Raw genomic sequence first — 24,035 nt, forward strand, 5'->3', positions numbered from 1 at the left:
CAGCTTAAGTACAGAACGTAGAAAAACGCGCGGCACCGTCAACTTGCCCCACTGGGGCGCTACCACCACAGGGGGCCCTTATGCTCACCCTGCTCAATTTGTTATCGGCCGTGGCCCTGTTGATCTGGGGCACGCACATCGTCCGAACCGGCATCCTGCGGGTTTATGGTTCCAACTTGCGCCATGTGATTGCCCAGAACATGTCCAGGCGCTGGCTGGCGTTTATCGCCGGGATCATGGTGACCGCCATGGTCCAGAGCAGCAACGCCACCGCCATGCTCGTCACCTCGTTTGTCGGTCAGGGCCTGATGGCGTTGACCCCGGCCCTGGCGACCATGCTCGGTGCCGACGTCGGTACCGCACTGATGGCGCGGGTATTGACCCTCGATCTGTCGTGGCTCTCGCCGCTGCTGATCTTCCTCGGGGTGATTTTCTTCCTGTCGCGCAAGCAGACCCGGGTCGGGCAGATGGGCCGGGTCAGTATCGGTCTGGGGCTGATCATTCTGGCGCTGCAACTGATCGTCGAGGCTGCCACGCCGATCACTCATGCTCAGGGCGTGAAGGTTATTTTTGCCTCACTGACCGGCGACATCCTGCTCGATGCGTTGGTCGGCGCGCTGTTCGCGATGATTTCCTACTCCAGCCTGGCCGCCGTCCTGCTGACCGCGACCCTCGCCGGTGCCAGCGTGATCAGTTTGCCAGTGGCCATTGGCCTGGTGATCGGCGCCAACATCGGCAGCGGCATTCTTGCTTTTCTCAGCACCAGCATGCAGAACGCGGCCGGCCGTCAGGTGGCGCTGGGCAGCCTGTTGTACAAACTGATCGGCCTGTTGCTGATCATTCCAGTGCTCGATCCGCTGGTGCACTGGATCGACAGTTTCGACTTCAGCGCTCAGGAAATGGTCATCGGCTTCCACCTGCTCTACAACACCGTGCGCTGCCTGATCCTGTTGCCCAGTGTCGGGCTGATGGCCAGGCTTTGTGCGTGGTTGCTGCCGGAGCGGCCGGACGTCAACGGCACGGCCAAACCACGGCATCTTGACCCGACGGCGTTGGTGACCCCCAGCCTGGCGCTGGCCAATGCTGCCCGGGAAACCCTGCGCATCGGCGATCTGATCGACAACATGCTCGAAGCCATGCTCGCCGTGCTGCGCGGCAAACAGACTGCCGTCACCCAGGAAATACGGCGCCTGACCGATGATGTCGAAGCGCTCTACAGCGCTATCAAACTCTATCTGGCGCAAATGCCCCGGGAAGATCTCAGCGAACAGGACAGCCGGCGCTGGGCGGAAATCATCGAGCTGGCGATCAACCTGAAACTTGCCAGCGACCTGATCGAACGCATGCTGCGCAAGGTTCAGCAACAGAAAACCTCGCAACGCCGGTCTTTTTCCGAGGTCGGTCTGGAGGAGTTGGCGGGGCTGCACAGCCAGCTGATTGCCAACCTGCGTCTGGGGTTGTCGGTGTTCCTCAGTGCCGACCCGGAAAGTGCCCGCCAGTTGCTGCGTGAGAAACGTCGCTTTCGTGCACAGGAACGCCGCCTGGCCCATGCTCACGTCAGCCGTTTGCAACGTAAGGTCGTGCAAAGTATCGAGACCAGTTCGCTGCACCTGGAGCTGATCGCCGACATGAGACGCTTGAATTCGCTGTTTTGCAGCAGTGCCTATGTGGTGTTGGGCACTTCGGATACTGGCGCTCTGGCGGTCGACGATATGGCTGACATCACTCATTCACCCTGAACGTCCACAGTTACTTGAAGTCTGTTGTACTTACGCTGGTCGTACGGAAACTCGTTATGCGTTGTCTGCTGTTCGCTTGTCTGTTGCTCGGCGCCCTGCCTTCATTTGCCCTGGATCGCTTTCAGGTCGAGGGCTATACGCTGCCCAACGGCCTGCAATTGGTCCTCAAACCGGGCACCGAGCGCGGGCATGTGGCGATTCGGCTGGTGGTCGGTGTCGGGCTGGATGATTTCAGCTGCGCCGACAAGGAGCTGCCGCACCTGCTCGAACACTTGCTGTTCAGCGGCATCGACGCCACCGGCGAAGGTGGTCTGGAAGAGCGCATGCAGGCCCTGGGTGGTGAGTGGAACGCTTACACCAGCAACGCCGACACCACGTTCGTCATCGAAGTACCGGCGAAAAACCAGCGTCAGGCCCTCGATCTGTTGTTGGCGCTGCTGACCCAGACCCGTATCGACGACAACGCTATCAACGTCGCCAAGCAGGTGGTCGAGCGCGAAGACGGTGGCCATTATTCGCACCTGCAACGCTGGCTGGATCGCCAGGACCTGGGCCACACCGCCAGCAATCAGTTGGCGGTGGAGCTGGGCCTCAAATGCCCCGAGCGTGCCGAAGTCGATCACCTGACCCGCAAGCAACTGGAGAAGGTGCGCAAGGCCTGGTACGCGCCCAATAACATGACCCTGATCGTGGTCGGCGAGCTCGACCGCCTGCTGCCGGCCTATCTGGAGCGGGCGTATGGCGCGCTCGTAGCCGTTGAGCCTGCCGATCACCTGCCCTTGCCGGCAATCCAGGCCAGCGCGGCCCACGAGCGCACTCTGAACCACGGTTTTGTCGGTGGCGGCGCCAAGTTGCACTGGCTGGTGCCGGAGCCGGTGCAGGAAGACCAGCACGACGAAACGTTCGATTTGCTCAAGGATTATCTGGACTGGGCGCTCTATCGCCAACTGCGTCTGGTCCATGGGTTGTCCTATGGGCCCTCGGCCGAGCGTGAGGTGTTTGGCGGAGTGGGCTTCATGAGCCTGAACGCCGACCTTGAACGTGGCGACGTGCCGGCAGCTGAACAGGTGCTGGATGAGCTCAAAGCCGACTTGCTCAAGAACGGTCTCGACGCCACCACCTTCGCCCGCCTCAAGCAGGCCGCCATCGCCCGTCAGGCCTGGGCCGTGCAAGGCAACAGTGCCCTGGCGGATTACTACTGGAGCGCCCTTGGGGACTACGAGGACGGCCATTTCACCAACCCGGCCAAGGCGCTGCAAGAAGTGACGCTGGCCGAGGCGAACAAGGCGATGCGTGAGTTGCTGATGCAGCCGGGGTATTTGCGGATCGAGAAGCCGTTGATGAGTTATGACCAGGTGATGTGGGCGATCGCCGGGGGATTTGGATTGATGGTGCTCGGAATATTGGGGTGGCGTGTTCACCGCAGAAAGCAATAATTTCCCTGTGGCGAGGGAGCTTGCTCCCGTTGGGCTGCGAAGCGGCCCTGAAAACGGCACCCCGGTTTATCAGACACACCGCATATAACCGATACTGCGACTGCTGCGCAGCCGAGCGGGAGCAAGCTCCCTCGCCACAGGGTTTTCGGTTCGGTCAACGTGACCGGAACCCTCGCCACACAGCCCCTCGGACGGTACCCTGTCGGGGTTTTTCCCCACGACTATTGTGAACCGCCGAATGCCGACTCTGACCCTGTACGTACAGCGCCTCCTGGAATTGATGAAGCGCTATCCCGGGGTCATTGCGCTTGGCGGTTTCATTTCCGGGGTCGGCAGTTTCATGCTGGTGGATCGCCAACAAGGTCTGGCGTCCTGGATCACCACCATCATGCTGGTCAGCTGGGTCTGGCTGATGCTGGAAAACAGCCTCACCAAGCTGTTCGCCAGGGTCTTCAAGCGCGAAATACCCCAGCCGCTGCTGCGCTACGCGACGCAGATGATCCATCAGGAAAGCCTGTTCTTCGTCCTGCCGTTCTTTTTCATCACCACCACCTGGAACAGCGGCCAGCTGTTCTTCACGGGGTTGTTGGGCATGGCGGCGCTGGTTTCGATCATCGACCCGCTCTACTACAAATGGCTGGCGCCGCGCCGTTGGGCGTTCCTGGCGCTGCACACCCTGACCTTGTTCGCCGCCCTGCTGACCGCCCTGCCCGTCATCCTGCACCTGACCACCGCCCAGAGCTTCAAACTGGCGCTGGGCATTGCCATGGTGCTGTCGTTCCCGAGCCTGGCGTCGATCTTCCCGATTCGGACCGTGCGCAACGCGTTGGCGATCCTCAGCATCACCGTCGGTATCGGCGCCGTCGGCTGGCTGCTGCGCTCCTGGGTTCCGCCGGCCACCCTGTGGATGACCGATGTGGCGATCAGCACCCAAATGCAGGACCGCACCCCTGGCAAGAGTCTGGAAGAAGTCAGCGCTGAACAGATTCGTGGCGACGGTTTGTACGCCTACACCGCGATCAACGCTCCGCGTGGTCTGGACGAGCGGATTTATCACGTCTGGATGTTCAACGGTAAAGAGGTCGACCGCATTCCTCTGGATATCCACGGTGGGCGCAAGGAAGGCTACCGTGCCTGGACTCATAAGCAGAACTTTCCCGGCAACCCCGCAGGCAAATGGCAGGTCCGGGTACTCACTGAAGACGGCCAGCTGATCGGCGTGCTGCGCTTTAAGGTCATGGACAGCACACCCACCAAAGAAAAGTAACGCGGTTCGTGCTATTAGTCTGGTCTGCGTAATCGCCGAACAAGCACGGAGCTTATGACCAGTAGCGCAACGCCCGGCAGTGCCCGGCTGGACACCTCGCATATCCCGGCTCTGCTGCGGGTCACGGGTGACTGGACGCTCGCCCATTACGCCGATCTCAAACGCCTGAGCGAGAAGCTCCACGGCCAATACGACGACAGCACCCCTGTCGATCTCAATGGTCTCGGCGCGCTTGATACGGCGGGTGCGTCATTGCTGGTGGAGCTGCTGGGTTCTGAGCGCTTGGGTAAATCTGCCGAACACCCCGATTGCACCCTTTCCTCCGCTGATCGCGCCTTGTTGCAGACGGTGTACTGCTCGCTGACCGATTTTTGCGTGCCGATCAAAGAGCCGGAAATCAGCGTCGGCATTCAACTGCTGACCCGCATCGGCCGGGCGGTCGACGCGGTCTGGCAGGACACCCTGCAGCTGCTGGGTTTCGTCGGCCTGATCCTGGAAACCATCGCGCGCGAGCTGTTTCGCCCCAAGCGCTGGCGCCTTACGCCGATGGTCGCCCACATCGAACAGACCGGTCTCGACGCTGCCCCCATCGTCGCTCTGCTGACCTTTCTGGTGGGCGCCGTGGTAGCGTTTCTCGGGGCGACAGTGCTGGCGAGTTTCGGCGCGAGTATCTTCACCGTCGATCTCGTCGCGTTTTCTTTTCTACGGGAGTTCGGTGTGTTGCTGACCGCGATCCTGATGGCCGGCCGCACTGCCAGTGCGTTCACCGCGCAGATCGGCTCGATGAAGGCCAACGAAGAAATCGACGCGATCCGCACCCTCGGCCTCGATCCGATGGAGCTGCTGGTGGTGCCGCGGGTATTGGCATTGCTGGTGGCGCTGCCGATGCTGACCTTTCTGGCGATGTTGTCGGGGATTGTCGGCGGTGGCGTGGTGTGTGCGCTGTCGCTGGATATCTCGCCGGCGATGTTCCTGTCGCTGCTGCAATCGGACATTGGCGTGCAGCACTTCCTGGTGGGGATCGTCAAAGCGCCGATTTTTGCGTTCCTGATCGCCGCCATCGGCTGCCTCGAAGGCTTCAAGGTCAGCGGCAGCGCCGAGTCTGTTGGCGCGCACACCACTTCCAGCGTGGTGCAATCAATCTTCGTGGTGATCGTGCTTGACGCCGTGGCTGCGCTGTTTTTCATGGAGATGGGCTGGTGAGTCGTCTACCCCGAGCGCCTTCCGAGGCGGTGATCGAAGTCCGTGGGCTGTGCAATCGTTTCGGCCGCCAGAGCGTGCACGAGAACCTCGACCTGGATTTGTACAAAGGCGAAATCCTCGCGGTGGTCGGAGGTTCCGGCAGTGGCAAATCGGTGCTGTTGCGCAGCATCGTCGGCTTGCGCCAACCCAGCGAGGGGCTGGTGAAGGTCTTCGGCAAGAACTTGCCGAGCCTGTCGGAGCACGAGCGCTCGCTGGTCGAACGGCGGTTCGGTGTGCTGTTCCAGAAAGGCGCCCTGTTCTCTTCGCTCACCGTGACCGAGAACGTCGCCCTGCCCCTGATCGAACACGCCGGCCTGAGCCGTGCCGACGCCGAGCACCTGGCGGCAGTGAAAATGGCGTTGGCCGGGCTGCCGTTGTCGGCGGCTGACAAGTACCCCGCGTCGCTGTCCGGTGGCATGATCAAGCGCGCTGCCCTGGCTCGGGCGCTGGCGCTGGACCCGGACATCCTGTTTCTCGACGAGCCCACCGCCGGTCTCGATCCGATTGGCGCGGCGGCGTTCGATCAGTTAATTCTGACCCTGCGCGATGCGTTGGGTTTGAGCGTGTTTCTGGTGACCCATGACCTCGACACGCTCTACACCATCACCGACCGGGTGGCGGTGCTGGCGCAGAAGAAAGTGCTGGTGGCGGATGCCATCGACAAGGTTGCGCAAGCCGACGACGCGTGGATTCACGAATACTTCCATGGCCCTCGCGGCCGCGCGGCGCTGACGGCCGCTAACCAGCTCAACGAGGTCTGACATGGAAACCCGAGCCCATCACGTATTGATCGGCCTGTTCACCGTCATAGTGGTGGCAGGCGCCCTGCTCTTCGGTCTGTGGCTGGCCAAGTCCAGCGTTGATACCGAATTCAAGGATTACGAAATCGTCTTCAACGAGGCGGTCAGCGGTTTGTCCAAGGGCAGCGCGGTGCAGTACAGCGGGATCAAGGTCGGCGACGTGGTGACGCTGCGTCTGGACCCGAACGATCCGCGCCGGGTGTTGGCACGGATTCGTCTGGGCGGTGACACCCCGATCAAGGTAGACACTCAGGCCAAACTGGCGCTGACCGGGATCACCGGGACTTCGATCATCCAGCTCAGCGGCGGTACACCACAAAGTCCGACTCTCAAGGGCAAGGACGGCAATTTGCCGACAATCGTTGCATCGCCCTCGCCCATTGCCCGATTGATGAACGACAGTAACGATCTGATGGCGGGCGTAAACGTGTTGATGCACAACGCCAATCAGTTGTTTTCCTCGGAGAACGTCGCGCTTATCAGCAGTACCCTGGAGCACCTGGAGCAAACCACCGGCACCATCGCCGATCAGCGCGGCGACATCCGTCAGGCGATGCAGCAACTGGCTTCGGTTGGCAAGCAGGCCAGCGCCACCCTGGAACAGACCACCGCGTTGATGCGCAACGCCAACGGCCTGCTCAACGATCAGGGCAAGCAGATGTTCGGCAGTGCCGAGCAAGCGATGAAGTCCTTGGAACAAAGCAGCGCGACTATCAACACATTGCTCTCCGCCAATCAGGATTCCCTCAACAGCGGCATGCAGGGCCTCAATGGCCTGGCGCCGGCGGTGCGCGAGCTGCGCGATACCTTGAGTTCGTTGCGGAGCATTTCCCAGCGGCTTGAAGCCAACCCCAGCGGTTACCTGCTGGGCAATGACAAGAACAAGGAGTTCACGCCATGAAGCTGGCTCATCTCGCCCTCCTCGCCGGTTTTGCGTTGGTCGCTTCCTGTTCGATTTTCCCCAAGGCCGAGCCGTCCGATGTCTACCGACTGCCGTCGGCACCGCGCGACGCATCGGCCCAACACGGCACGCCGCAGCACTGGTCGTTGCGGCTGGCCAAGCCTCAGACCAGCGAAGCCTTGAACAACCCGAAAATCGCCGTAATCCCTCAGGGTGACCTGATCAGCAGCTACAAGGCTTCACGCTGGAGCGATCCGGCACCGGTGCTGTTGCGCAATCGTCTGCTCGATGGTTTCCAGCGTGACGGTCGCGTGCCGTTGCTCAGCACTGATGACAGTAATTTCCAGGCAGATCTGGAACTGGGCGGCAACCTGCAAGCGTTCCAGACCGAGTACCAAGGCACGGCGGCGAGCGTGGTCGTGCGCCTGGATGCGTTGTTGGTGCGTGGGTATGACCAGCGAATCCTCGCCAGCCGGCGCTTTGAAGTGCGTCAGCCGTTGAGCGATGTGAAGGTGCCGGCGGTTGTCGCCGGGTTTGGCCTGGCCAGCGACCAGTTGACGGCGCAGGTGGTGGCCTGGACGGTGGAACAAGGTCAGAAGGTTGCGCCACCGCTGAGGCCTTGAAGACCTACACACTTCAATGTGGGAGCGAGCCTGCTCGCGATGGCGGTTTAACAGCCAACAGAATTGTTGAATGTGCCGACCTCATCGCGAGCAGGCTCGCTCCCACAGGGTTCTTGGTTTAGCCGAAGAACCAGTAGCAAACCCCGATGGCCCCCAGCACCCCCGCCAATTCCGCCAGCAACGCACAGCCCACCGCATGCCGTGCACGCTGAATGCCCACCGCGCCGAAGTACACCGCCAACACATAGAAGGTCGTTTCGGTGCTGCCCTGGACCGTCGCGGCGACTAGCGCCGGAAAGCTGTCTACCCCGGAGGTCTTCATGGTTTCGATCAGCATTGCCCTGGCGGCGCTGCCGGAGAAAGGTTTGACCATGGCCGTCGGCAGCGCGTCGACGAAGCGCGTGTCCCAACCGGCCCACGCCACCAGGTGACGAATCCCGTCCAGGCCGAAGTCCAGCGCTCCGGACGCCCGCAGGACCCCCACGGCGCAGAGCATCGCCACCAGATACGGCAGCAGGTTCTTGGCGACGTCGAAGCCTTCTTTCGCGCCTTCGACGAACGCTTCGTAGACCTTCACCTTGCGTAACGCGCCGATGATCAGAAACAGCATGATCAAGCCGAACAGCGTCACGTTGCCGAGGATCGATGACAGGCTCGCCAGCGCGGTTGCCGAGAGCGTTGCCAGCAGTGCCATGAAGCCACCGAGGGCGAGGGCACCGGGAATCAGATACGCCAGCACCACCGGGTCCCAGATGCGCAGTCGTTGCATGAACGCTACGGACAGAAAGCCGACGATGGTCGAGCAACTGGTGGCGAGCAGAATCGGCAGGAACACCAGCGTCGGATCGGGCGCACCTTGTTGGGCGCGGTACATGAAGATCGTCACTGGCAGCAGGGTCAGGGAGGAGGCGTTGAGCACCAGGAAGAGGATCTGCGCGTTGCTGGCGATCGTCGCACTGGGGTTGAGCTCTTGCAGCGCCTTCATGGCTTTGAGGCCGATCGGTGTGGCGGCATTGTCCAGGCCCAGGCCGTTGGCGGCGAAGTTCAGGGTGATCAAGCCGATGGCGGGATGACCGGCCGGCACTTCCGGCATCAGGCGCAGGAACAACGGGCCCAGCGCCTTGGCCAGCCACTCGACGATCCCGGCCTTCTCGGCAATCCGCAGAAAGCCCAGCCAAAGGGTGAGGGTGCCGAACAACAGGACCATGACCTCAACCGACAATTTGGCCATGGCGAAGATGCTTTCCACCATTGCCGCAAAGATCCCGGCATTGCCGCCGATCAGCCACTGCGCCAGCGCCGATACGGCTGCCACGATGAAGAAGCCAAGCCACAGGCCATTAAGCATCAGTCAAATCCCCCGGAAGATGCGGCGAATGATAGCGGGGCAGGCAGAAACGACAAACCCCGGATTTCTCCGGGGTTTGTTTGGGGCTCTTGTGGGAGCGCTGTGGCGAGGGGGCTTGCCCCCGTTGGGCCGCGCAGCGGACCCAAGACCTACGAGCGCTGCGCACTCGAATGGGGGCAAGCCCCCTCACCACACAAGCCCGGTCCCACAGGGTTATGCATTAGTTGCTGGAAATTTCGCCAACCGGCAGCTTTTCCTTGCTGCGCCAGTGCGGCAGGGAGTTCCAGTAGCGCTGGCCCTTGGCGTCGTCGTACATGCCTTCCCAGCGAGCGATGACCAATACGGCCAAGGCATTGCCGATCACGTTCAGCGCAGTACGGGCCATGTCCATGATGCGGTCGACACCGGCGATGAATGCCAGGCCTTCCAGCGGAATACCAACACTGCCCAGAGTGGCCAGCAGCACCACGAAGGACACACCCGGTACGCCGGCGATGCCTTTGGAGGTGACCATCAGCGTCAATACCAGCAGCAATTGCTGGCTGATGGACAGGTCGATGCCGTAGAGCTGGGCAATGAAGATCGCCGCGATGCTCTGGTACAGGGTCGAACCGTCGAGGTTGAACGAATAGCCGGTCGGCACCACGAAGCTGCAAATGGCTTTCGGCGCGCCGTAGGCTTCCATCTTCTCGATCACGCGCGGCAGCACGGTTTCGGAACTGGCGGTGGAGTAGGCCAGCACCAGCTCATCCTTGAAGATGCGCATCAGCTTGATCACCGAGAAGCCGAACAGGCGGGCGATCAGGCCCAACACTACAAAGGCGAAGAAGGCGACGGCGAAGTAAACCAGGACGACCAGTTTGGCCAGCGGCAGCAGGGAGGCGAAACCGAAGTTGGCCACGGTCACCGCGATCAGTGCGAACACGCCGATCGGGGCGTAGTTCATGATCATGTGGGTGACCTTGAACATGCTTTCCGACACGCCCTGGAACATCTTCACCAGCGGTTCGCGCAGGTCCGATTGCAGGCTCGACAGACCGAGACCGAACAACACGGAGAAGAAGATGATCGGCAGCATCTCGCCGCGGACCATGGCCCCAAAGATGTTCGACGGGATCAGGTTGAGGATGGTCTGAACGAACGCGTGTTCATGCTGAACCTCGGCGGCGGTGGCCTGGTACTTGGAAATATCCACGGTACCCAGGGTGCTCATGTCGATGCCGCTGCCCGGATGGACCACGTTGGCCAGCACCAGACCGACCAGAATGGCGATGGTGGTGACGATCTCGAAGTAAAGAATGGTCTTCAGACCGATACGCCCGAGTTTTTTCGCATCCCCTACGCCAGCGATGCCGACGATCAGCGAGGAAATCACGATCGGGATCACGATCATCTTGATCAGACGGATAAAGATATCGCCTGCCGGTTGCAGAATATTGGTGATCCACCAGGCTTTTTCGGCACTGAAATGGTTGAGTACTGCACCGATTGCTATCCCCAGAACCAGACCGATGAGGATCTGCCAGGCGAGGCTAAGCTTTGCCTTCTTCATATCTTTACCCTTACTTGCGTTTGACTCAGGCTGATGCACGAACTGAAACGCTCAATGGCGAAGAAGTTTTGCATCGGCCCCCGTATAAGGTCCCCGCGAGCGAGCATTTACAGCTCTCAGGCAGCGAAAAAGGCGCAACTATTCCGATGCCGGGAAGCGCCGTCTAATGCCGTAAGCGCCTACCCTATGCCGAATCGGCATGAGATCTTTTAACTCAAACCCGCGTCCCAACCGGTTCGAATACGACATTTGGGCGGGCATAAGTGCCGTGAGCCGGCCATTTCAGCGCAGGTTGATGTTTTTTGAACAGGCGGAAAACTGGGAAAAAGCCTACGTTTGGCTGCGAATTTTCTTCGCGTGAAAGTTTGGGCTTTCTCGATATACGGTCACGAAGAAACACCGCGAAACGGTTTTGCGGGGAATATGCAGTAAAGCGAGATGAGCTGACTGCTCTAGATCAACGTTTTGCACGTTGAAGCTCTCCGCAAGTCCGTCGAGCCACTCTGGCCCCGGCGAACTTGCGTCGCAGCTTTACCTGACCCGGCCCTTGCGCAGGCACTCCCTGTATCCGTAGGTCACTCCGACCCTGAAGCAGTCAGAACGTCCCGACCCCTTGGTCATGCGTCTACCGTCCTCGGGTAGCGCAGTGGAAAGAAGCGCCAAGGCCTCTTTCGTATTTCGTCTGTTGCGTTTCGCAGAACGGCCCCGACCCGGTACTTGTCGCGAGTGTCTTCGAAACGCTGATACTCAGCCTCGACCGCGACGGCCAAAGAAGAAAGAAGCAATAAACATCACCAGGAATACGACAAAGAGAATCTTGGCGATACCCGTGGCGGTGCCCGCGATACCACCGAAGCCCAGTACTGCGGCGATGATGGCAATGATCAGGAATGTGATTGCCCAGCTCAACATGGCGATTCTCCTTACACTTCTGTTTAAAGGTGTTGCTTGTGGTGCCTTTCCCGGCGCATCAGGCGCGCCAAGTTCATTTGCTTAAAACACCCAACGTTCCTGCGGGGACGTTTCATCCACAGGCCGGGCCTGGTCGACGCTCATCATTCGCATCGAGGCGCTGTCTGCCTGGTCGCTGCTGATGGCGCTGAAGTGGGTTTGGGGTGCGTGTGGAATCGACAGCTGCGGCGCCTCTGGCTGCTGGCTCTGCTCCCAACGCAAGAACTGCTGACCGACAATCAAAGTGATCAACAGCGCCAGCAGGGCAAACAAGCCTTGCTGGACATGCAGTGGCGAGATACGCAATTGGGCGGCACGTTGGTGATTCATCCTGAAGTCCTCCCACACGGGTGGTGATCTGGTGACGGGCACGGGTCCTTGCCCTGACTACTCAGACAATTGCAGCCTGCATGCCAGCTTTTTATCAGAATAAATATTATTAAAATCAATAGGTTAAATGATTTGTGGAAATCGTTTTGGACGCATCCTGCACGATGGCTCTTCTGAGGTCGTGCGTAATGCACGATGAGCTCACCGAAACTTTCAATATTTTTGGAATTGAGGGAAGGGCGCAGATGTCAGAAAGGGACGCAGGCAATCGCCGAAAAAATGATCAATTAATAAAAAACCAAATAAATCAGTTGGTTAGCTAGGTGCTGAGCAGATAGCTGCCCTGTTGTGGCTGGAATCGACCAGAATCAACCATGCAACTTGCCCGATTTTTCCGGGCCTAACCAAGATCATCAACCAAAGGAGCGTAGGAACATGGAATCAGCCACTGAGCATCAAGGCCGTATTCTGCTGGTGGATGATGAATCCGCCATCCTTCGAACCTTTCGCTATTGCCTCGAAGACGAAGGCTACAGCGTGGCCACCGCGACCAGCGCTGCCCAGGCCGAAGCCTTGTTGCAGCGTCAGGTTTTCGATTTGTGCTTCCTCGATTTGCGCCTTGGCGAAGATAACGGGCTCGATGTGCTGGCCCAGATGCGTATCCAGGCGCCCTGGATGCGGGTGGTGATCGTCACTGCCCACTCGGCCGTGGACACTGCCGTGGACTCGATTCAGGCCGGTGCCGCCGACTATCTGGTCAAACCTTGCAGTCCCGACCAGTTGCGTCTGGCCACCGCCAAGCAACTGGAAGTGCGGCAGCTCTCGGCGCGCCTGGAAGCCCTCGAAGGTGAGGTGCGTAAACCCAAGGAGGGTCTGGATTCACACAGCCCGGCCATGAAGGTGGTGCTTGAAACCGCACGCCAGGTCGCCAGTACGGACGCCAACATCCTTATTCTCGGCGAGTCAGGCACCGGTAAAGGTGAATTGTCACAGGCCATTCACGGCTGGAGCAAACGCCAGAAGAAATCTTGCGTCACCATCAACTGCCCGTCTCTTACGGCAGAGTTAATGGACAGTGAACTCTTCGGCCACAGCCGTGGGGCGTTCACCGGAGCCAGCGAAAGCACTCTGGGTCGTGTCAATCAGGCCGACGGAGGAACGTTGTTTCTCGACGAGATCGGCGATTTTCCTCTGACTTTGCAACCAAAGTTGCTGCGTTTCATTCAGGACAAGGAATACGAGCGCGTGGGCGATCCGGTGACCCGTCGTGCCGACGTGCGAATCCTTGCCGCCACCAACCTCAATCTGGAAGACATGGTCCGCGACGGCCGTTTTCGTGAAGACTTGCTCTATCGGCTGAATGTCATCACCTTGCACCTGCCGCCGCTTCGCGAACGCAGGGAAGACATTCTGACCTTGGCTGAGCGTTTCCTGGCGCGCTTCGTCAAGGAGTACTCGCGTCCGGCCCGGTGTTTCAGCGACGAGGCCCGTGAAGCGCTGCTCAGCTACCGATGGCCGGGTAATATCCGTGAGCTGCGCAACGTGGTGGAGCGCGCGAGCATAATTTGTCCGCAGGAACGAGTCGAACTCAGCCACCTGGGCATGGCCGAGACCCCGGTCAACAATGCGCCGCGAATTGGTGCTGCGTTAAGCCTGGATGAGTTGGAGAAAGCCCACATCGGCGCGGTCCTGGCCACGGCCGACACGCTGGATCAGGCGGCCAAGACTTTGGGTATCGATGCCTCGACCCTGTACCGCAAACGCAAGCAGTACAACCTGTGAGCCGTACCTGATGAAACTGGCGATGACGTTGCGCACTCGGCTGTTTCTGAGTATTTCCGCTCTGATCACGGTGGCGCTGCTCGGGCTCCTGCTCGGGCTGGTCAGTGTGATGCAGATGGCCGGGACTCAGGAGGCGCTGATCCGTGACAATTTCGTCAGACTGGACCTGGGGTTGAAACTGCGTCAGACCCTGGGCGACCAACTGATCATGATGCTTGGCGAGACCCCTGATCCTGCGGCGTTCGAGGCATCCAGGCAGCGTTCCCTCGAATTGCTTGACGAAGGCATTGCCCATGAGCCGCCCAGCGAGGGAGCCCAGTCCGGCTTCAAAAAGGCCAAGGCTGATTATCAGAGCTTATTGCAGGCCGTCGATCTTTCCCGCGCTCCGGTACAGGTACTCAGTGGCAGCGGGGATCTCACGGAAAAATTCAACGTGCTGCGCAACGGTTTGATCTCCGAACAGAAGCGCGCACTTGACAACATCAATGAGACCGAACGCCAGGCCCGGGAACGGGCGTTGCTGATTGCCGGCCTGCTTGGGCTGGTCGGGGTGGCGGTGCTGTTCATCGGGTTCATTACCGCCCATGGGATCGCCCAGCGTTTCGGGGCCCCGATCGAGGCCCTGGCGGCGGCGGCTGACAACATTGGCCAAGGCAATTTCGAAGTGACCCTGCCGATTTCCTCGGCGGTGGAAATGAGCCAGCTGACCCGACGTTTCGGGATCATGGCCGAGGCCCTGCGAGAGCATCAGGCGACCAATATCGACGAGCTGCTCGCCGGCCAGCAACGCTTGCAGGCGGTGCTCGACAGCATCGACGACGGGTTGTTGATGATCGATCGCCAAGGGCATCTCGAGCACCTCAATCCGGTGGCTCAGCGCCAGTTAGGCTGGGACACCGATCGTCTCGGCCAAGGGCTGGGCACGGCGCTTGAGCGTCCCGAACTGGATGAGCAACTGCAACTGGTGCTGCGCGGCGGCACTCTGGAGCGAGCGCCGGACGACTTGAGCATCGAGGTCGATGGTGAGTCACGAATGCTGACGTATAGCCTGACGCCGGTCAGCCATACCCAGGGTCATATTCTCGGCGCGGTGATGGTGCTGCATGACGTCACGGAACAGCGTGCCTTCGAACGGGTGCGCAGCGAGTTCGTTTTGCGTGCTTCTCATGAATTGCGCACGCCCGTCACCGGGATGCACATGGCATTCGGCCTGTTCCGCGAGCGGACGCATTTTGCCGAAGACTCCCGCGAAGCCGACCTGCTGGATACTGTGAATGAAGAAATGCAGCGCTTGATGCAGTTGATCAACGACCTGCTGAATTTCTCTCGCTATCAGAACGGCCTGCAAAAACTCACGCTGGCGCCATGCTCCATTGAGGATTTGCTGGATCAGGCCCAGGCACGTTTTTCCGGCCCGGCGCGGGAAAAAGGCATTGAGCTGCTGGTGGAAGTGCAAGGGCCGTTGCCGCGACTGCAAGCCGATCAGGCGCAACTGGAGCGGGTGCTCGACAACCTGATCGACAACGCCTTGCGCCATACCTCCCGCGACGGGCTGATACGTTTGCAGGCCCGGCGCCATGGTGAGCGGGTGATTATCAGTGTCGAGGACAACGGCGAAGGCATTGCCTACGGCCAACAGGGACGGATCTTCGAGCCCTTTGTTCAGGTCGGCCGCAAGAAGGGCGGCGCCGGGCTCGGGCTGGCACTGTGCAAGGAAATCGTGCAGCTGCACGGTGGGCGGATGGGTGTTTATTCGCGGCCGGGGCAGGGTTCGCAGTTCTACATGGCGCTGGCGGTATAAGCCTGAGCCATTTCAGGCTTCGTCATCCAGACGTCGCGCGGTCAGTCGGCGGCCACGGGTAATCAGTTCGATGAACTGCACAGCGCTCAAGGCATGTGCGAACAGCCAGCCCTGACCGAACTTCACTCCTTCGCTGCTCAGAAACACCGCTTGGGCTTCATGTTCGATGCCTTCTGCAATCACCTTGAGTTGCAGGGCCTGGGCCATGCGAATGATGTGCGGCGCCACGCCGCTACTGGCGGCGTCATGGCCCAGCGCGTCGATAAACGCCTTGTCGATTTTCAGGCAGTCCACCGGCAGGGTTTGCAGGTAGGCGAGGCTGCAATAGCCGGTACCAAAGTCATCGATCAGCACCTGATGCCCGACATCGCGCAAGGCTTGCAGGTTTTCTCTGGCCACCACGACATCCACCAGTCCGCGCTCGGTCACCTCGAAGGCAATCTGCCTGGCGGCTACCCGGTGCAAGGTCAGCAAGCGCGCGATGACCTCGCCGATACGCGGCACCATGACGTCGCAGGCCGCCAGGTTGACCGAGATGTACAGCTGCGGATTGGCGCGCAACAGTTGCCCGAGCTGTTCCAGCAGGCGCTGCAATACGAAGTCGGTCATCTGGCGGATCTGGCCGGTGTTCTCTGCCATCGGAATGAACAGATCGGGGCTGGTCAGCGTACCGTCCGGTCTTCGCCAGCGCAGCAAGGCTTCGGCGCCGACGCAGTTGCGGCTGTCGAGGTCGAAGATCGGTTGATACAGCACCTGCAACTCGCCTCGCCGTATGGCGCCTTGCAGTTCGGCATCCAGTGACTGACGCTGGCGCACCAGCAGAAACACCAGAATGCCTACAGAAGCACTCAGCGCGAGGCTGGCCGGCAGCAGCCACCACCATACCGCCGGTACATGCATCCCGGTGCGCGGAGTGATCAGTACCAGTTGGTACTCAGGGGTGTTGGTTGGCATTCGATAAATCAGGCGGGTAGGGGTGATTTGCAGTGCATCATGGCTTTTGGGGGGCCAGGGCTCTGTCGGGGGCCAGACCTGCGCGACACCGAGTACCGGAATGGCGCGGGTGTCGTGGTCGAGTACCACCAGCAGGCTGCTCCCCGGAGACAGATCAACCATGTCGGTCAAATGCCCGCGGGACGTCGCAACCCGGAAATTGCCACGCCCAAGCATCAGCGCGGCGCGGTTCTCATCGGGTTCGGTGGTGGTGTTTAGCCAATAGCTGTAGGTGGGGCCCTTGATGTCCGGCGGTCGGATCAGCGACAGCCCTTCCTGGCGGGGGCGGTTGGAGCAGATTCGCGAAGCGTCCATATAAGCAGCTTCGTAAACGAAGCGGTAATTGAAGCTGACTTGCTGCAAGGTAGCGATCATTTCGTCATCGCAGCCTCGCAGCGGTTGGGCTTCCAGGTCATCGAGACTTTCGCGCAGCTGCCCAAATAGCTGCTCCAGGCGGGCCAGGAAGCGCTCCCCCTGGGCATTCATTTCCTGGCTTTCGTTCTGCTCGACCTGATTCATCGCCACGAAAAGACTGCCGGTCATCAATAGCGTTGCGCTCAAGGCAGTAGCCAGCATCGCCAGAAACCAAGGGCGATAAAACCAGCTATGCAGTCTCTCTCGAGCAGCAGGCATCATGGAATATCCGAAGAATTACCAATGAGTTATAGCTGCTGATTGAGAAAAAGCCCTTACCGTCGGGCGGGCGTCATTATTTTGTCTGGTTCAACACCTGCAGCAGCGCCGCGGTTTGCGCGTCCGGCGTGCCGTCGAAACGGGACGGGCGGAAATGCAGTTGAAAGGCCGCCAGCACATTGCGTGTTGCGTCATCCAGTTCGCCGGTTTGCGGCGTGGCGTAGCCCAGGCGGGCAAGCTGTTCCTGAAACCAGCTGATGCTTGGCAGCTGTACGGCGAACTGCGCTTGCTGACGCGCCACGGCCTGCTCGTTCGGCCAGATTCCCAGGCCTTCGGCAGCCAGGCGCTTCCAGGGAAACAGCGGGCCGGGATCGAGCTTGCGCATGGGGGCGATGTCGCTATGGCCGATGATATGGCGGGGGGTGATGCCATGGCGTTTGCTGATGTCCTTGAGCAGGAAGATCATCGACTGAACCTGGGCTTCGCTGTAGGGATACCAGAGGCGCCCGGTCGGGGTGTCCTGGAAGCCTGGATTGACGATTTCGATGCCAATGGAACTGGAGTTCAGCCAGGTCCGGCCTTGCCATTCGCTTTCACCCGCGTGCCAGGCCCGAAGATTTTCATCCATCAGCTTATAAATGGTGGCGTGCTCGTCGTCGCCGATCAGGTAATGGCTGCTGACCTCGCCATGAGTCAGCAATTGCAGCGAGTTCTCCAGAGATGCGGAGGTGTAATGCATCACCACGAACTGAATACGGCTGTCGTGATTGGCTGAAGGGTGGCTGGTGTCAATCCGGGGGCCGCTGGCACAACCGGCTAATAGAAGCAGCGACGCGATAAGAGCAAGACATTTCATGGCGGGAGGCAATACACGCAAGACAATAATGCAACAGTGTAACGTATTGCCTTGCGGCGCCGACGGCAAAAGCGCTCTTTTAAACAAAATGGAACAATTGACCGTCAGCCAAGTTCTATCCGGTTGCGGCCAGTATTTTTCGCACGATATAGCGCCTGATCGGCTCTTTTAAGTACAAGATCGCTATGTTCGCCCGGTTTGAATGCGGTCAGCCCCATGGAGATGGTAATGGTGACTCGCTCACCCTTGAAGTGGAACGGGCAGGCTTCAATCGATGCGCGCAAGGTTTCCAGCAATTTCGCGCCGACCATCGGCGCCGTGGCAGGCATCAACAGCACAAACTCCTCACCGCCGAACCTGGCAATGAAGTCCGTTCCGCGCAGGCGCTTGCGTAGCACGCTGGCGATGATTTTCAGTACCTTGTCGCCCGCCAGATGGCCGTAGTTGTCGTTGATGCGTTTGAAATGGTCGAGGTCGAGCATCGCCAGCAACAGGGTGTTGCCGTGTTGTTGCCATTGACCGATTTCGTGGTCCAGTCGTTCGCTCCATGCCGCCCGATTCGGCAGGCCGGTCAATGGATCGATCAAAGCCTTCTGGCGCTGTTCTTCGAGATGCTCGCGGTAGCCCAGCGCTTCCTGCTCCATGTGGGCAACCCTTTCGGCCAGGCTTTGCAGGCGGGCTGCGACTTCCTGCTCGCGCTCGTCGCGCTGCTTCTGGTGCTGGTCCATGGTGCCGAGCAGGCCTTCGAGATGGTTTTCCAGCACCAGTTTTAGATCATCAAGGTCCGCCGCTTCCTGCATGCTGCTCTGCAAGCCGTCGACTTGCTCGCGAATCTGCGTGTCCATCTCCCGCGCGGCAGAGCGGTTGTCGGCGTGGCCTTCGCTCGCGGCTTGCAGGTTGCTCTGGAAAGACTCGAGGCGTTCGTTGAGTCGCTGCAAATACGCTTCGAATTCGTGCTGGCCGCTGTCGGTGATTGCCAGCATCAATGTTGCCAGATCGTCGAGGATGGGTAGCAGTTCGTACCAATTCAAACCGTTTTGAAGACGATTACGCATCGCCTCGGCTTGCGGTCGATGGCGCTCGGGTAGCGTCAGGTCGTCGAGGAGGCCCAGCAGCGTGTCTTCGATATGCTTGGCGACAGAGCTGTAGGACGGTTCCGGTGAGTCCGGCAGGGCATACAGAATGTCGTGTTCTGACGGTTCTGGATCGACGGCCTCAGGCGTCAGCTCATCTGGGTTGATTGCCAGCGGAGCTTGAGTGGCCGACACGGCGATAGATGGAGCCGGCTCTTGCGGCTGTTCGATGTTCGGCTGGGTTTGTGGCTCTGGAGCCTGGCTGTTCGTAGCCTCAGGCTCGAGGATGGGCGGCACAAACGCCACGACTTCAGCAGCAGGTGCCGCTGTTGGCGCCTGAATTTCCAGTGGCTCAGGGGATGCAGCAGTGGGCGAGGGGGCTTCTACGGCTGGCAACACCACTTGCGGCTTATCGGTGGCTGGCGCGAGATTGACCGTCGCTTGTGGGGGCTCGGCCAGCGGTGCTGCAACCGTTTCGAGCGTTTGCCGGGCAGGCAGTTGCAATTCGGGGGCGGCGATCTGTGGCGCGGTCTCATCCGCTTCCCGGCTACCGAACAGGCGCTGCAGCAAACCCGGGCGGCCAGCCTCTGTGGGGTTCTCCAGCAGGCTCAAGGCTTTGCCTTGCAGGCCACTCAGTTCGCTGAGCAATAAGGGTATTTCTCGGGCCTGACCTACGCGTCCGTCCAGTTGCTTGGCGAAACGCTTCAGTGGCCGGCTCACTTCCCGGGGCAACGGCAATGCTTGCAGCTGAGAGACCAGTGCCGTCAGTGCAGCGCTGACTTGATCGACCCGGGTTTCCCGGCGCTGCTCGGAGTCGAGCACGGCTTTTTCCAGGCGCGGCAGCAAGGCGGCCAGGCCGGCGTCCATGTCGTCGGTTCGTACGACTTCGCGCATTTCCTTCATGCATTGGTCAACGGCGCGATCGGTACCTTCCGCGGCCAGGGTGCTGCGCACCAGCCCGCGACGCAGCAGGTCGAGCCGGGCGTCCCATCGACGTTCGAGCTTTTCCTGTAGTTCGATGCTTTTGAGGTATTTCTCTTTCCAGCGCTGTGCTTCGTCGCTCATTCAGGCAGGACTCAACGCGGGGAGTGCATCGGCCGTGAGCGAGCCCGGCAGACGTATCTCTACCGCGACCGGCAGGTGATCGGAAATGGGTTGTGCCAGCACCTCGACCTTTTCAAGGGTCAGGGTGGGGCTCAGCAGAATATGGTCCAGGCAACGCTGTGGGCGCCAGCTGGGGAAGGTCGCTTCCAGTTGCGGCGCGAGCAGGCCTAAATCACGCAACGGGGAATGTTGCAGCAAGTCACTGGCATGGGTGTTCATATCGCCCATCAGCACCTGATGTTTATAACCGCCGATCAACTCGCGGATGTAAGCCAGTTGCATGCTACGGGCGCGAGCGCCCAGCGCCAGGTGCATCATCACCACCACAAGCGCCTCCGGACCTTCGCCGAAGCGCACCAGAATGGCCCCGCGACCCTTGGGCCCCGGCAGCGGATGATCTTCAATCGCCCACGGGCGCAGGCGGCTGAGTACGCCATTGCTGTGCTGGCCGAGATGACCGAGATTGCGATTGAGTTGCTGATACCAGTAGGGGAAGGCGCCGAGCTGCGCCAGATGTTCGACCTGATTGACGTAGCCTGATCGCAGGCTGCCGCCATCGACTTCCTGCAAGGCAACCAGGTCGAAGTCGCCCAGCAGATTACCGATTTTTTGCAGGTTGTCGGCACGCCCGGTATGCGGCAACAGATGCTGCCAGCCGCGGGTCAGATAGTGCCGATAACGCTCGGTACTGATGCCGACCTGGATATTGAAACTGAGCAAACGCAGACGGCTGTCCACGGGCAACCCCGTCGATTCCAGGTGATGCTCGTTGACCCGCGGGTCATGCAGGCCAACGATGCGTTCAGTTCCCCAGCGGCGCATGGCAGGTGCCGCGCTTAGTTGGCGACGGCCTTGGTTGCCGCTCGCTCTTTGGCGACCAGTTGGTCGGCCAGTTTCAGCGCTTGTTCGGCACCGCCGGCAGAGCCGATGTCAAAGCGATACTTGCCGTTGACGATCATGGTAGGCACGCCGGTGATTTCATATTTCTTTGCAAGCTCTTTGGCTTTGTTGATCTGGCCCTTGATGGCGAAGGAGTCGAAGGTGGCCAGGAATTTTTCCTTGTCTACACCTTGGGTCGCCAGGAATTCCGCCATGTCTTCTTTGTCAGTCAGCTTCTTGTGTTCTTTCTGAATTGCGTTGAACACGGCAGCGTGAACCTTGCTCTCGACACCCATGGCTTCAAGGGTCAGGAACATCTGGCCGTGTGCATCCCAAGGGCCGCCAAACATGGCCGGGATACGCACGAAATTCACGTCGGAAGGCAGCTTTTCAACCCATGGGTTAATGACGGGTTCGAAGGCATAGCAGTGCGGACAGCCGTACCAGAACAGCTCCACGACTTCGATCTTGCCAGGCTCGGCCACCGGGACCGGATTGCTCAGTTCGACATAGGGCGCTTCAGGTTTTTCGGCGGCTTGGGCGGTCATGCCGAACAGGCTGGCAGCGACGAGTGCGGCGCTGATGATCAGATTACGCATGCTTTACTCCTGGACAATTTGGGCGCCTCGCGCGACCTGTTTTCAAACAGATTCCGGCGGGCTTGAGTTCTGTAGTGTAACGGCAGCGGCCACAAAAAAGGGCAGCCAAAGCTACCCTTTTTATGTTTGCATCGACGGATTAATCGAGTGTTAACGTTGCAAGAGATGTACATCACTCACAACGCTCGATCACAGGCCTTAGTGCAAGCCTTGAATATAGCTGGAGACTGCAGCGATATCTTCGTCGCTCAGCTTTTTAGCAATGCTCTGCATCGGTTTGGTATCGCCGTCGTTGGTCCGGCCACCTTCTTCTTTTCTGAAGTCGGCCAGTTGCTTGCCGACGTACTGAGCATGCTGGCCGCCCAGGTGCGGGAAGCCCGCTGCTGCGTTGCCTGCGCCGTTTGGCGAGTGGCAACCGGTACAGGCTGGCAGCCCTTTGGCCAAATCGCCACCACGGAACAGTGCTTCACCGCGAGCCACGACTTTAGGATCGGCTGCGCCGACGCTGCCTTTCTGGCTGGCGAAGTAGGCGGCGATATCGGCCAGGTCCTGATCGCTCAGGTTGGTCAGCAGGCCAGTCATTTCCAGCACCGTACGTTTGCCGGACTTGATGTCGTGCAGCTGCTTGTTCAGATAACGCTCGCCCTGACCTGCCAGTTTCGGAAAGTTAGGTGCCATGCTATTGCCATCCGGGCCATGACAGGCGCCACATACTGCGGCTTTCGCCTGACCAGCAGCCGCATCACCTGCAGCATGGGCAATGCCGGAGATCCCCACGGTCAACAGCAGACTCACGATCAATTTGTTCATCAGCTAATCCAACTACGGCTAAGGGTTAAAGAGTTATGGACCGGGTTTACTCGCTCATCCACTGGATGATGGCTTGGTAATCCTCGGTACTGCAGTCCATGCACAAACCACGCGGCGGCATTGCCTTGAAACCCTGGGTCACGTGTTGCACCAGCGTCTCCATACCTTTCGCCAGCCTCGGCGTCCAGGCTTGCTGATCGCCCTTGCGGGGGGCCATGGGTAGTTGGCCGGAATGACAGGCACCACAAACACGGTTGTACACAGCTTCCGGATCCTGTGTAGCCTGAGCGCTGTAAAGCGGCATCAAGACACCGGCAGCTAGCAGCCATTTCGTCATAAAACGACCTTTTCAGGGTTGAGAGCGTGCTGCGTTCTAGTGCGCATTCAAGGTCAATCGCTCTCGTGAACTTCATCCTACGCTGGGACAAAGCGCACACAAAATCTGCGGCATTATATACTGGCGTCACTGAAACGGAAACGACACTGCTTGCCGCGTCCATTCCCGGCGCCGCCCACATCGGAAATCCCATGCAACTCAAGAACCCCATCCTCGGCCTGTGCCAACAGTCCACCTTTATGCTCAGCGCCGCCAAAGTCGACCAATGCCCCGACGACGAAGGCTTTGAAGTGGCCTTCGCCGGGCGTTCCAACGCCGGCAAGTCCAGCGCGTTGAACACCCTGACGCACGCCAGCCTCGCGCGGACCTCAAAAACGCCAGGTCGCACGCAGCTGTTGAACTTCTTCAAGCTAGACGATGAACGCCGTCTGGTCGACCTGCCGGGTTACGGTTATGCGAAAGTGCCGATCCCGTTGAAGATGCACTGGCAGCGTCACCTGGAGGCCTATCTGGGCGGTCGCGAGAGTTTGAAAGGTTTGATTCTGATGATGGACATCCGTCATCCAATGACCGATTTCGACTTGCTGATGCTCGATTGGGCCGTCGCCAGCGGCATGCCGATGCATATTCTGCTGACCAAGGCAGACAAGCTGACCTACGGCGCGGCGAAAAACACGCTGCTCAAGGTTCAGTCGGAAATTCGCAAGGGTTGGGGCGATACGGTCACTATCCAGCTGTTTTCGGCTCCCAAACGCATGGGCCTGGAAGACGCCTACACCGTGCTGGCAGGCTGGATGGAGTTGGCGGACAAAAGTGCCGAGGTTGCCGAGTAAAGCTCTCGAGACAAATCGGCAGGCAAAAAAAACCCCGGACTTCATATGGGGAGGGAGAAGTTCCGGGGTTCAAGTTCCAGACCGCTAGGGCGGGGTCCAGATATCTGCCAACACTTAACACAACATAGGAGCATCGAAGGGCTTCA

The 24,035-nt window shown here is 59.8% G+C and carries 21 protein-coding genes; 10 read left to right on the forward strand and 11 right to left on the reverse strand.

What is annotated here, in order from left to right:
- The first annotated feature begins 80 nt into the window (after nt 1-80).
- From QMK51_RS00275 to QMK51_RS00305, 7 genes are all read left to right on the forward strand, one after another.
- Nucleotides 81-1,739: a Na/Pi cotransporter family protein gene (locus tag QMK51_RS00275; protein WP_320392824.1), complete on the forward strand. Its 1,659-nt coding sequence runs from the start codon at nt 81-83 to the stop codon at nt 1,737-1,739.
- Between the two features lie 56 nt (nt 1,740-1,795).
- Nucleotides 1,796-3,175 carry a M16 family metallopeptidase gene (locus QMK51_RS00280; protein WP_320392825.1) on the forward strand — a complete coding sequence of 460 codons (1,380 nt, stop codon included), beginning with the start codon at nt 1,796-1,798 and terminating at the stop codon, nt 3,173-3,175.
- Nucleotides 3,176-3,413: 238 nt separating this feature from the next.
- Nucleotides 3,414-4,442, forward strand: a complete 1,029-nt coding sequence (locus tag QMK51_RS00285; RefSeq protein WP_320392826.1) for a DUF5924 family protein — start codon at nt 3,414-3,416, stop codon at nt 4,440-4,442.
- A 54-nt stretch (nt 4,443-4,496) separates the two neighbouring features.
- On the forward strand, nt 4,497-5,645 hold the full coding sequence (locus QMK51_RS00290; protein ID WP_320392827.1) for an ABC transporter permease: 1,149 nt from the start codon (nt 4,497-4,499) through the stop codon (nt 5,643-5,645).
- Nucleotides 5,642-6,445: an ABC transporter ATP-binding protein gene (locus QMK51_RS00295; protein ID WP_320392828.1), complete on the forward strand. Its 804-nt coding sequence runs from the start codon at nt 5,642-5,644 to the stop codon at nt 6,443-6,445. Before QMK51_RS00290 ends, QMK51_RS00295 begins: the two co-directional genes overlap by 4 nt.
- A 1-nt stretch (nt 6,446) precedes the next feature.
- Nucleotides 6,447-7,385, forward strand: coding sequence for an MlaD family protein (locus QMK51_RS00300; protein ID WP_320392829.1), 939 nt, complete (start codon nt 6,447-6,449; stop codon nt 7,383-7,385).
- The gene (locus tag QMK51_RS00305) at nt 7,382-8,008 is read left to right on the forward strand and encodes an ABC-type transport auxiliary lipoprotein family protein (RefSeq protein WP_320392830.1); all 627 of its coding nucleotides are present in this window, start codon (nt 7,382-7,384) and stop codon (nt 8,006-8,008) included. Before QMK51_RS00300 ends, QMK51_RS00305 begins: the two co-directional genes overlap by 4 nt.
- Before the next feature lie 118 nt (nt 8,009-8,126).
- Here QMK51_RS00305 and QMK51_RS00310 read toward each other — a convergent pair whose 3' ends face one another.
- The 4 genes from QMK51_RS00310 to QMK51_RS00325 form a co-directional block, all read right to left on the reverse strand.
- A complete protein-coding gene (locus tag QMK51_RS00310; protein ID WP_320392831.1) occupies nt 8,127-9,356 on the reverse strand; it encodes a nucleoside recognition domain-containing protein in 1,230 nt (409 codons plus the stop codon).
- Between the two features lie 220 nt (nt 9,357-9,576).
- Nucleotides 9,577-10,908 carry a glutamate/aspartate:proton symporter GltP gene (gene gltP / locus QMK51_RS00315; protein WP_320392832.1) on the reverse strand — a complete coding sequence of 444 codons (1,332 nt, stop codon included), beginning with the start codon at nt 10,906-10,908 and terminating at the stop codon, nt 9,577-9,579.
- Nucleotides 10,909-11,655: 747 nt separating this feature from the next.
- Nucleotides 11,656-11,820, reverse strand: coding sequence for a DUF1328 domain-containing protein (locus tag QMK51_RS00320; RefSeq protein ID WP_003177151.1), 165 nt, complete (start codon nt 11,818-11,820; stop codon nt 11,656-11,658).
- An 81-nt stretch (nt 11,821-11,901) separates the two neighbouring features.
- Nucleotides 11,902-12,189, reverse strand: a complete 288-nt coding sequence (locus QMK51_RS00325; protein WP_320392833.1) for a hypothetical protein — start codon at nt 12,187-12,189, stop codon at nt 11,902-11,904.
- 435 nt (nt 12,190-12,624) lie between these two features.
- Between QMK51_RS00325 and algB the strand changes: the two genes are divergently transcribed.
- Nucleotides 12,625-13,971 (forward strand): sigma-54-dependent response regulator transcription factor AlgB, encoded by a 1,347-nt coding sequence (gene algB, locus QMK51_RS00330; protein ID WP_320392834.1) that lies wholly within the window; start codon nt 12,625-12,627, stop codon nt 13,969-13,971.
- A 10-nt stretch (nt 13,972-13,981) separates the two neighbouring features.
- Nucleotides 13,982-15,772, forward strand: a complete 1,791-nt coding sequence (locus tag QMK51_RS00335) for a KinB sensor domain-containing domain (protein WP_320392835.1) — start codon at nt 13,982-13,984, stop codon at nt 15,770-15,772.
- A 12-nt stretch (nt 15,773-15,784) separates the two neighbouring features.
- Here the strand turns inward: QMK51_RS00335 and QMK51_RS00340 are convergent, their stop codons facing one another.
- The 7 genes from QMK51_RS00340 to QMK51_RS00370 all read right to left on the reverse strand — a co-directional run bounded on the left by QMK51_RS00340 (nt 15,785) and on the right by QMK51_RS00370 (nt 23,056).
- On the reverse strand, nt 15,785-17,401 hold the full coding sequence (locus QMK51_RS00340; RefSeq protein ID WP_320392836.1) for an EAL domain-containing protein: 1,617 nt from the start codon (nt 17,399-17,401) through the stop codon (nt 15,785-15,787).
- Nucleotides 17,402-17,474: 73 nt separating this feature from the next.
- Entirely contained in the window at nt 17,475-18,254 is a 780-nt protein-coding gene (locus QMK51_RS00345) for an N-acetylmuramoyl-L-alanine amidase (protein ID WP_320392837.1), read from the reverse strand.
- A 104-nt stretch (nt 18,255-18,358) separates the two neighbouring features.
- Nucleotides 18,359-20,392 (reverse strand): diguanylate cyclase, encoded by a 2,034-nt coding sequence (locus tag QMK51_RS00350; protein WP_320392838.1) that lies wholly within the window; start codon nt 20,390-20,392, stop codon nt 18,359-18,361.
- Complete coding sequence (locus QMK51_RS00355; protein ID WP_258698382.1) at nt 20,393-21,253, reverse strand: endonuclease/exonuclease/phosphatase family protein; 861 nt, start codon at nt 21,251-21,253, stop codon at nt 20,393-20,395.
- Nucleotides 21,254-21,267: 14 nt separating this feature from the next.
- Complete coding sequence (locus QMK51_RS00360; RefSeq protein WP_320392839.1) at nt 21,268-21,909, reverse strand: thiol:disulfide interchange protein DsbA/DsbL; 642 nt, start codon at nt 21,907-21,909, stop codon at nt 21,268-21,270.
- Between the two features lie 198 nt (nt 21,910-22,107).
- Entirely contained in the window at nt 22,108-22,719 is a 612-nt protein-coding gene (locus tag QMK51_RS00365) for a c-type cytochrome (protein WP_258698384.1), read from the reverse strand.
- 46 nt (nt 22,720-22,765) lie between these two features.
- Nucleotides 22,766-23,056 (reverse strand): c-type cytochrome, encoded by a 291-nt coding sequence (locus QMK51_RS00370; RefSeq protein ID WP_258698385.1) that lies wholly within the window; start codon nt 23,054-23,056, stop codon nt 22,766-22,768.
- Nucleotides 23,057-23,247: 191 nt separating this feature from the next.
- Here QMK51_RS00370 and yihA point away from each other — a divergent pair, with 191 nt between their 5' ends.
- Nucleotides 23,248-23,889 carry a ribosome biogenesis GTP-binding protein YihA/YsxC gene (gene yihA / locus QMK51_RS00375; protein ID WP_320392840.1) on the forward strand — a complete coding sequence of 214 codons (642 nt, stop codon included), beginning with the start codon at nt 23,248-23,250 and terminating at the stop codon, nt 23,887-23,889.
- The last annotated feature ends 146 nt before the right edge of the window (nt 23,890-24,035 follow it).

Source organism: Pseudomonas sp. P9_31 (genome assembly GCF_034008235.1).
Lineage (GTDB): Bacteria > Pseudomonadota > Gammaproteobacteria > Pseudomonadales > Pseudomonadaceae > Aquipseudomonas.

Bases quoted from the DNA above. Each gene is read 5' to 3' on its own strand.
- QMK51_RS00275 (WP_320392824.1), top strand. From the start codon at position 81: ATGCTCACCCTGCTCAATTTGTTATCGGCCGTGGCCCTGTTGATCTGG.
- QMK51_RS00280 (WP_320392825.1), top strand. From the start codon at position 1,796: ATGCGTTGTCTGCTGTTCGCTTGTCTGTTGCTCGGCGCCCTGCCTTCA.
- QMK51_RS00285 (WP_320392826.1), top strand. From the start codon at position 3,414: ATGCCGACTCTGACCCTGTACGTACAGCGCCTCCTGGAATTGATGAAG.
- QMK51_RS00290 (WP_320392827.1), top strand. From the start codon at position 4,497: ATGACCAGTAGCGCAACGCCCGGCAGTGCCCGGCTGGACACCTCGCAT.
- QMK51_RS00300 (WP_320392829.1), top strand. From the start codon at position 6,447: ATGGAAACCCGAGCCCATCACGTATTGATCGGCCTGTTCACCGTCATA.
- QMK51_RS00305 (WP_320392830.1), top strand. From the start codon at position 7,382: ATGAAGCTGGCTCATCTCGCCCTCCTCGCCGGTTTTGCGTTGGTCGCT.
- QMK51_RS00310 (WP_320392831.1), bottom strand. From the start codon at position 9,356: ATGCTTAATGGCCTGTGGCTTGGCTTCTTCATCGTGGCAGCCGTATCG.
- gltP (WP_320392832.1), bottom strand. From the start codon at position 10,908: ATGAAGAAGGCAAAGCTTAGCCTCGCCTGGCAGATCCTCATCGGTCTG.
- QMK51_RS00320 (WP_003177151.1), bottom strand. From the start codon at position 11,820: ATGTTGAGCTGGGCAATCACATTCCTGATCATTGCCATCATCGCCGCA.
- QMK51_RS00325 (WP_320392833.1), bottom strand. From the start codon at position 12,189: ATGAATCACCAACGTGCCGCCCAATTGCGTATCTCGCCACTGCATGTC.
- algB (WP_320392834.1), top strand. From the start codon at position 12,625: ATGGAATCAGCCACTGAGCATCAAGGCCGTATTCTGCTGGTGGATGAT.
- QMK51_RS00335 (WP_320392835.1), top strand. From the start codon at position 13,982: ATGAAACTGGCGATGACGTTGCGCACTCGGCTGTTTCTGAGTATTTCC.
- QMK51_RS00340 (WP_320392836.1), bottom strand. From the start codon at position 17,401: ATGATGCCTGCTGCTCGAGAGAGACTGCATAGCTGGTTTTATCGCCCT.
- QMK51_RS00345 (WP_320392837.1), bottom strand. From the start codon at position 18,254: ATGAAATGTCTTGCTCTTATCGCGTCGCTGCTTCTATTAGCCGGTTGT.
- QMK51_RS00350 (WP_320392838.1), bottom strand. From the start codon at position 20,392: ATGAGCGACGAAGCACAGCGCTGGAAAGAGAAATACCTCAAAAGCATC.
- QMK51_RS00355 (WP_258698382.1), bottom strand. From the start codon at position 21,253: ATGCGCCGCTGGGGAACTGAACGCATCGTTGGCCTGCATGACCCGCGG.
- QMK51_RS00360 (WP_320392839.1), bottom strand. From the start codon at position 21,909: ATGCGTAATCTGATCATCAGCGCCGCACTCGTCGCTGCCAGCCTGTTC.
- QMK51_RS00365 (WP_258698384.1), bottom strand. From the start codon at position 22,719: ATGAACAAATTGATCGTGAGTCTGCTGTTGACCGTGGGGATCTCCGGC.
- QMK51_RS00370 (WP_258698385.1), bottom strand. From the start codon at position 23,056: ATGACGAAATGGCTGCTAGCTGCCGGTGTCTTGATGCCGCTTTACAGC.
- yihA (WP_320392840.1), top strand. From the start codon at position 23,248: ATGCAACTCAAGAACCCCATCCTCGGCCTGTGCCAACAGTCCACCTTT.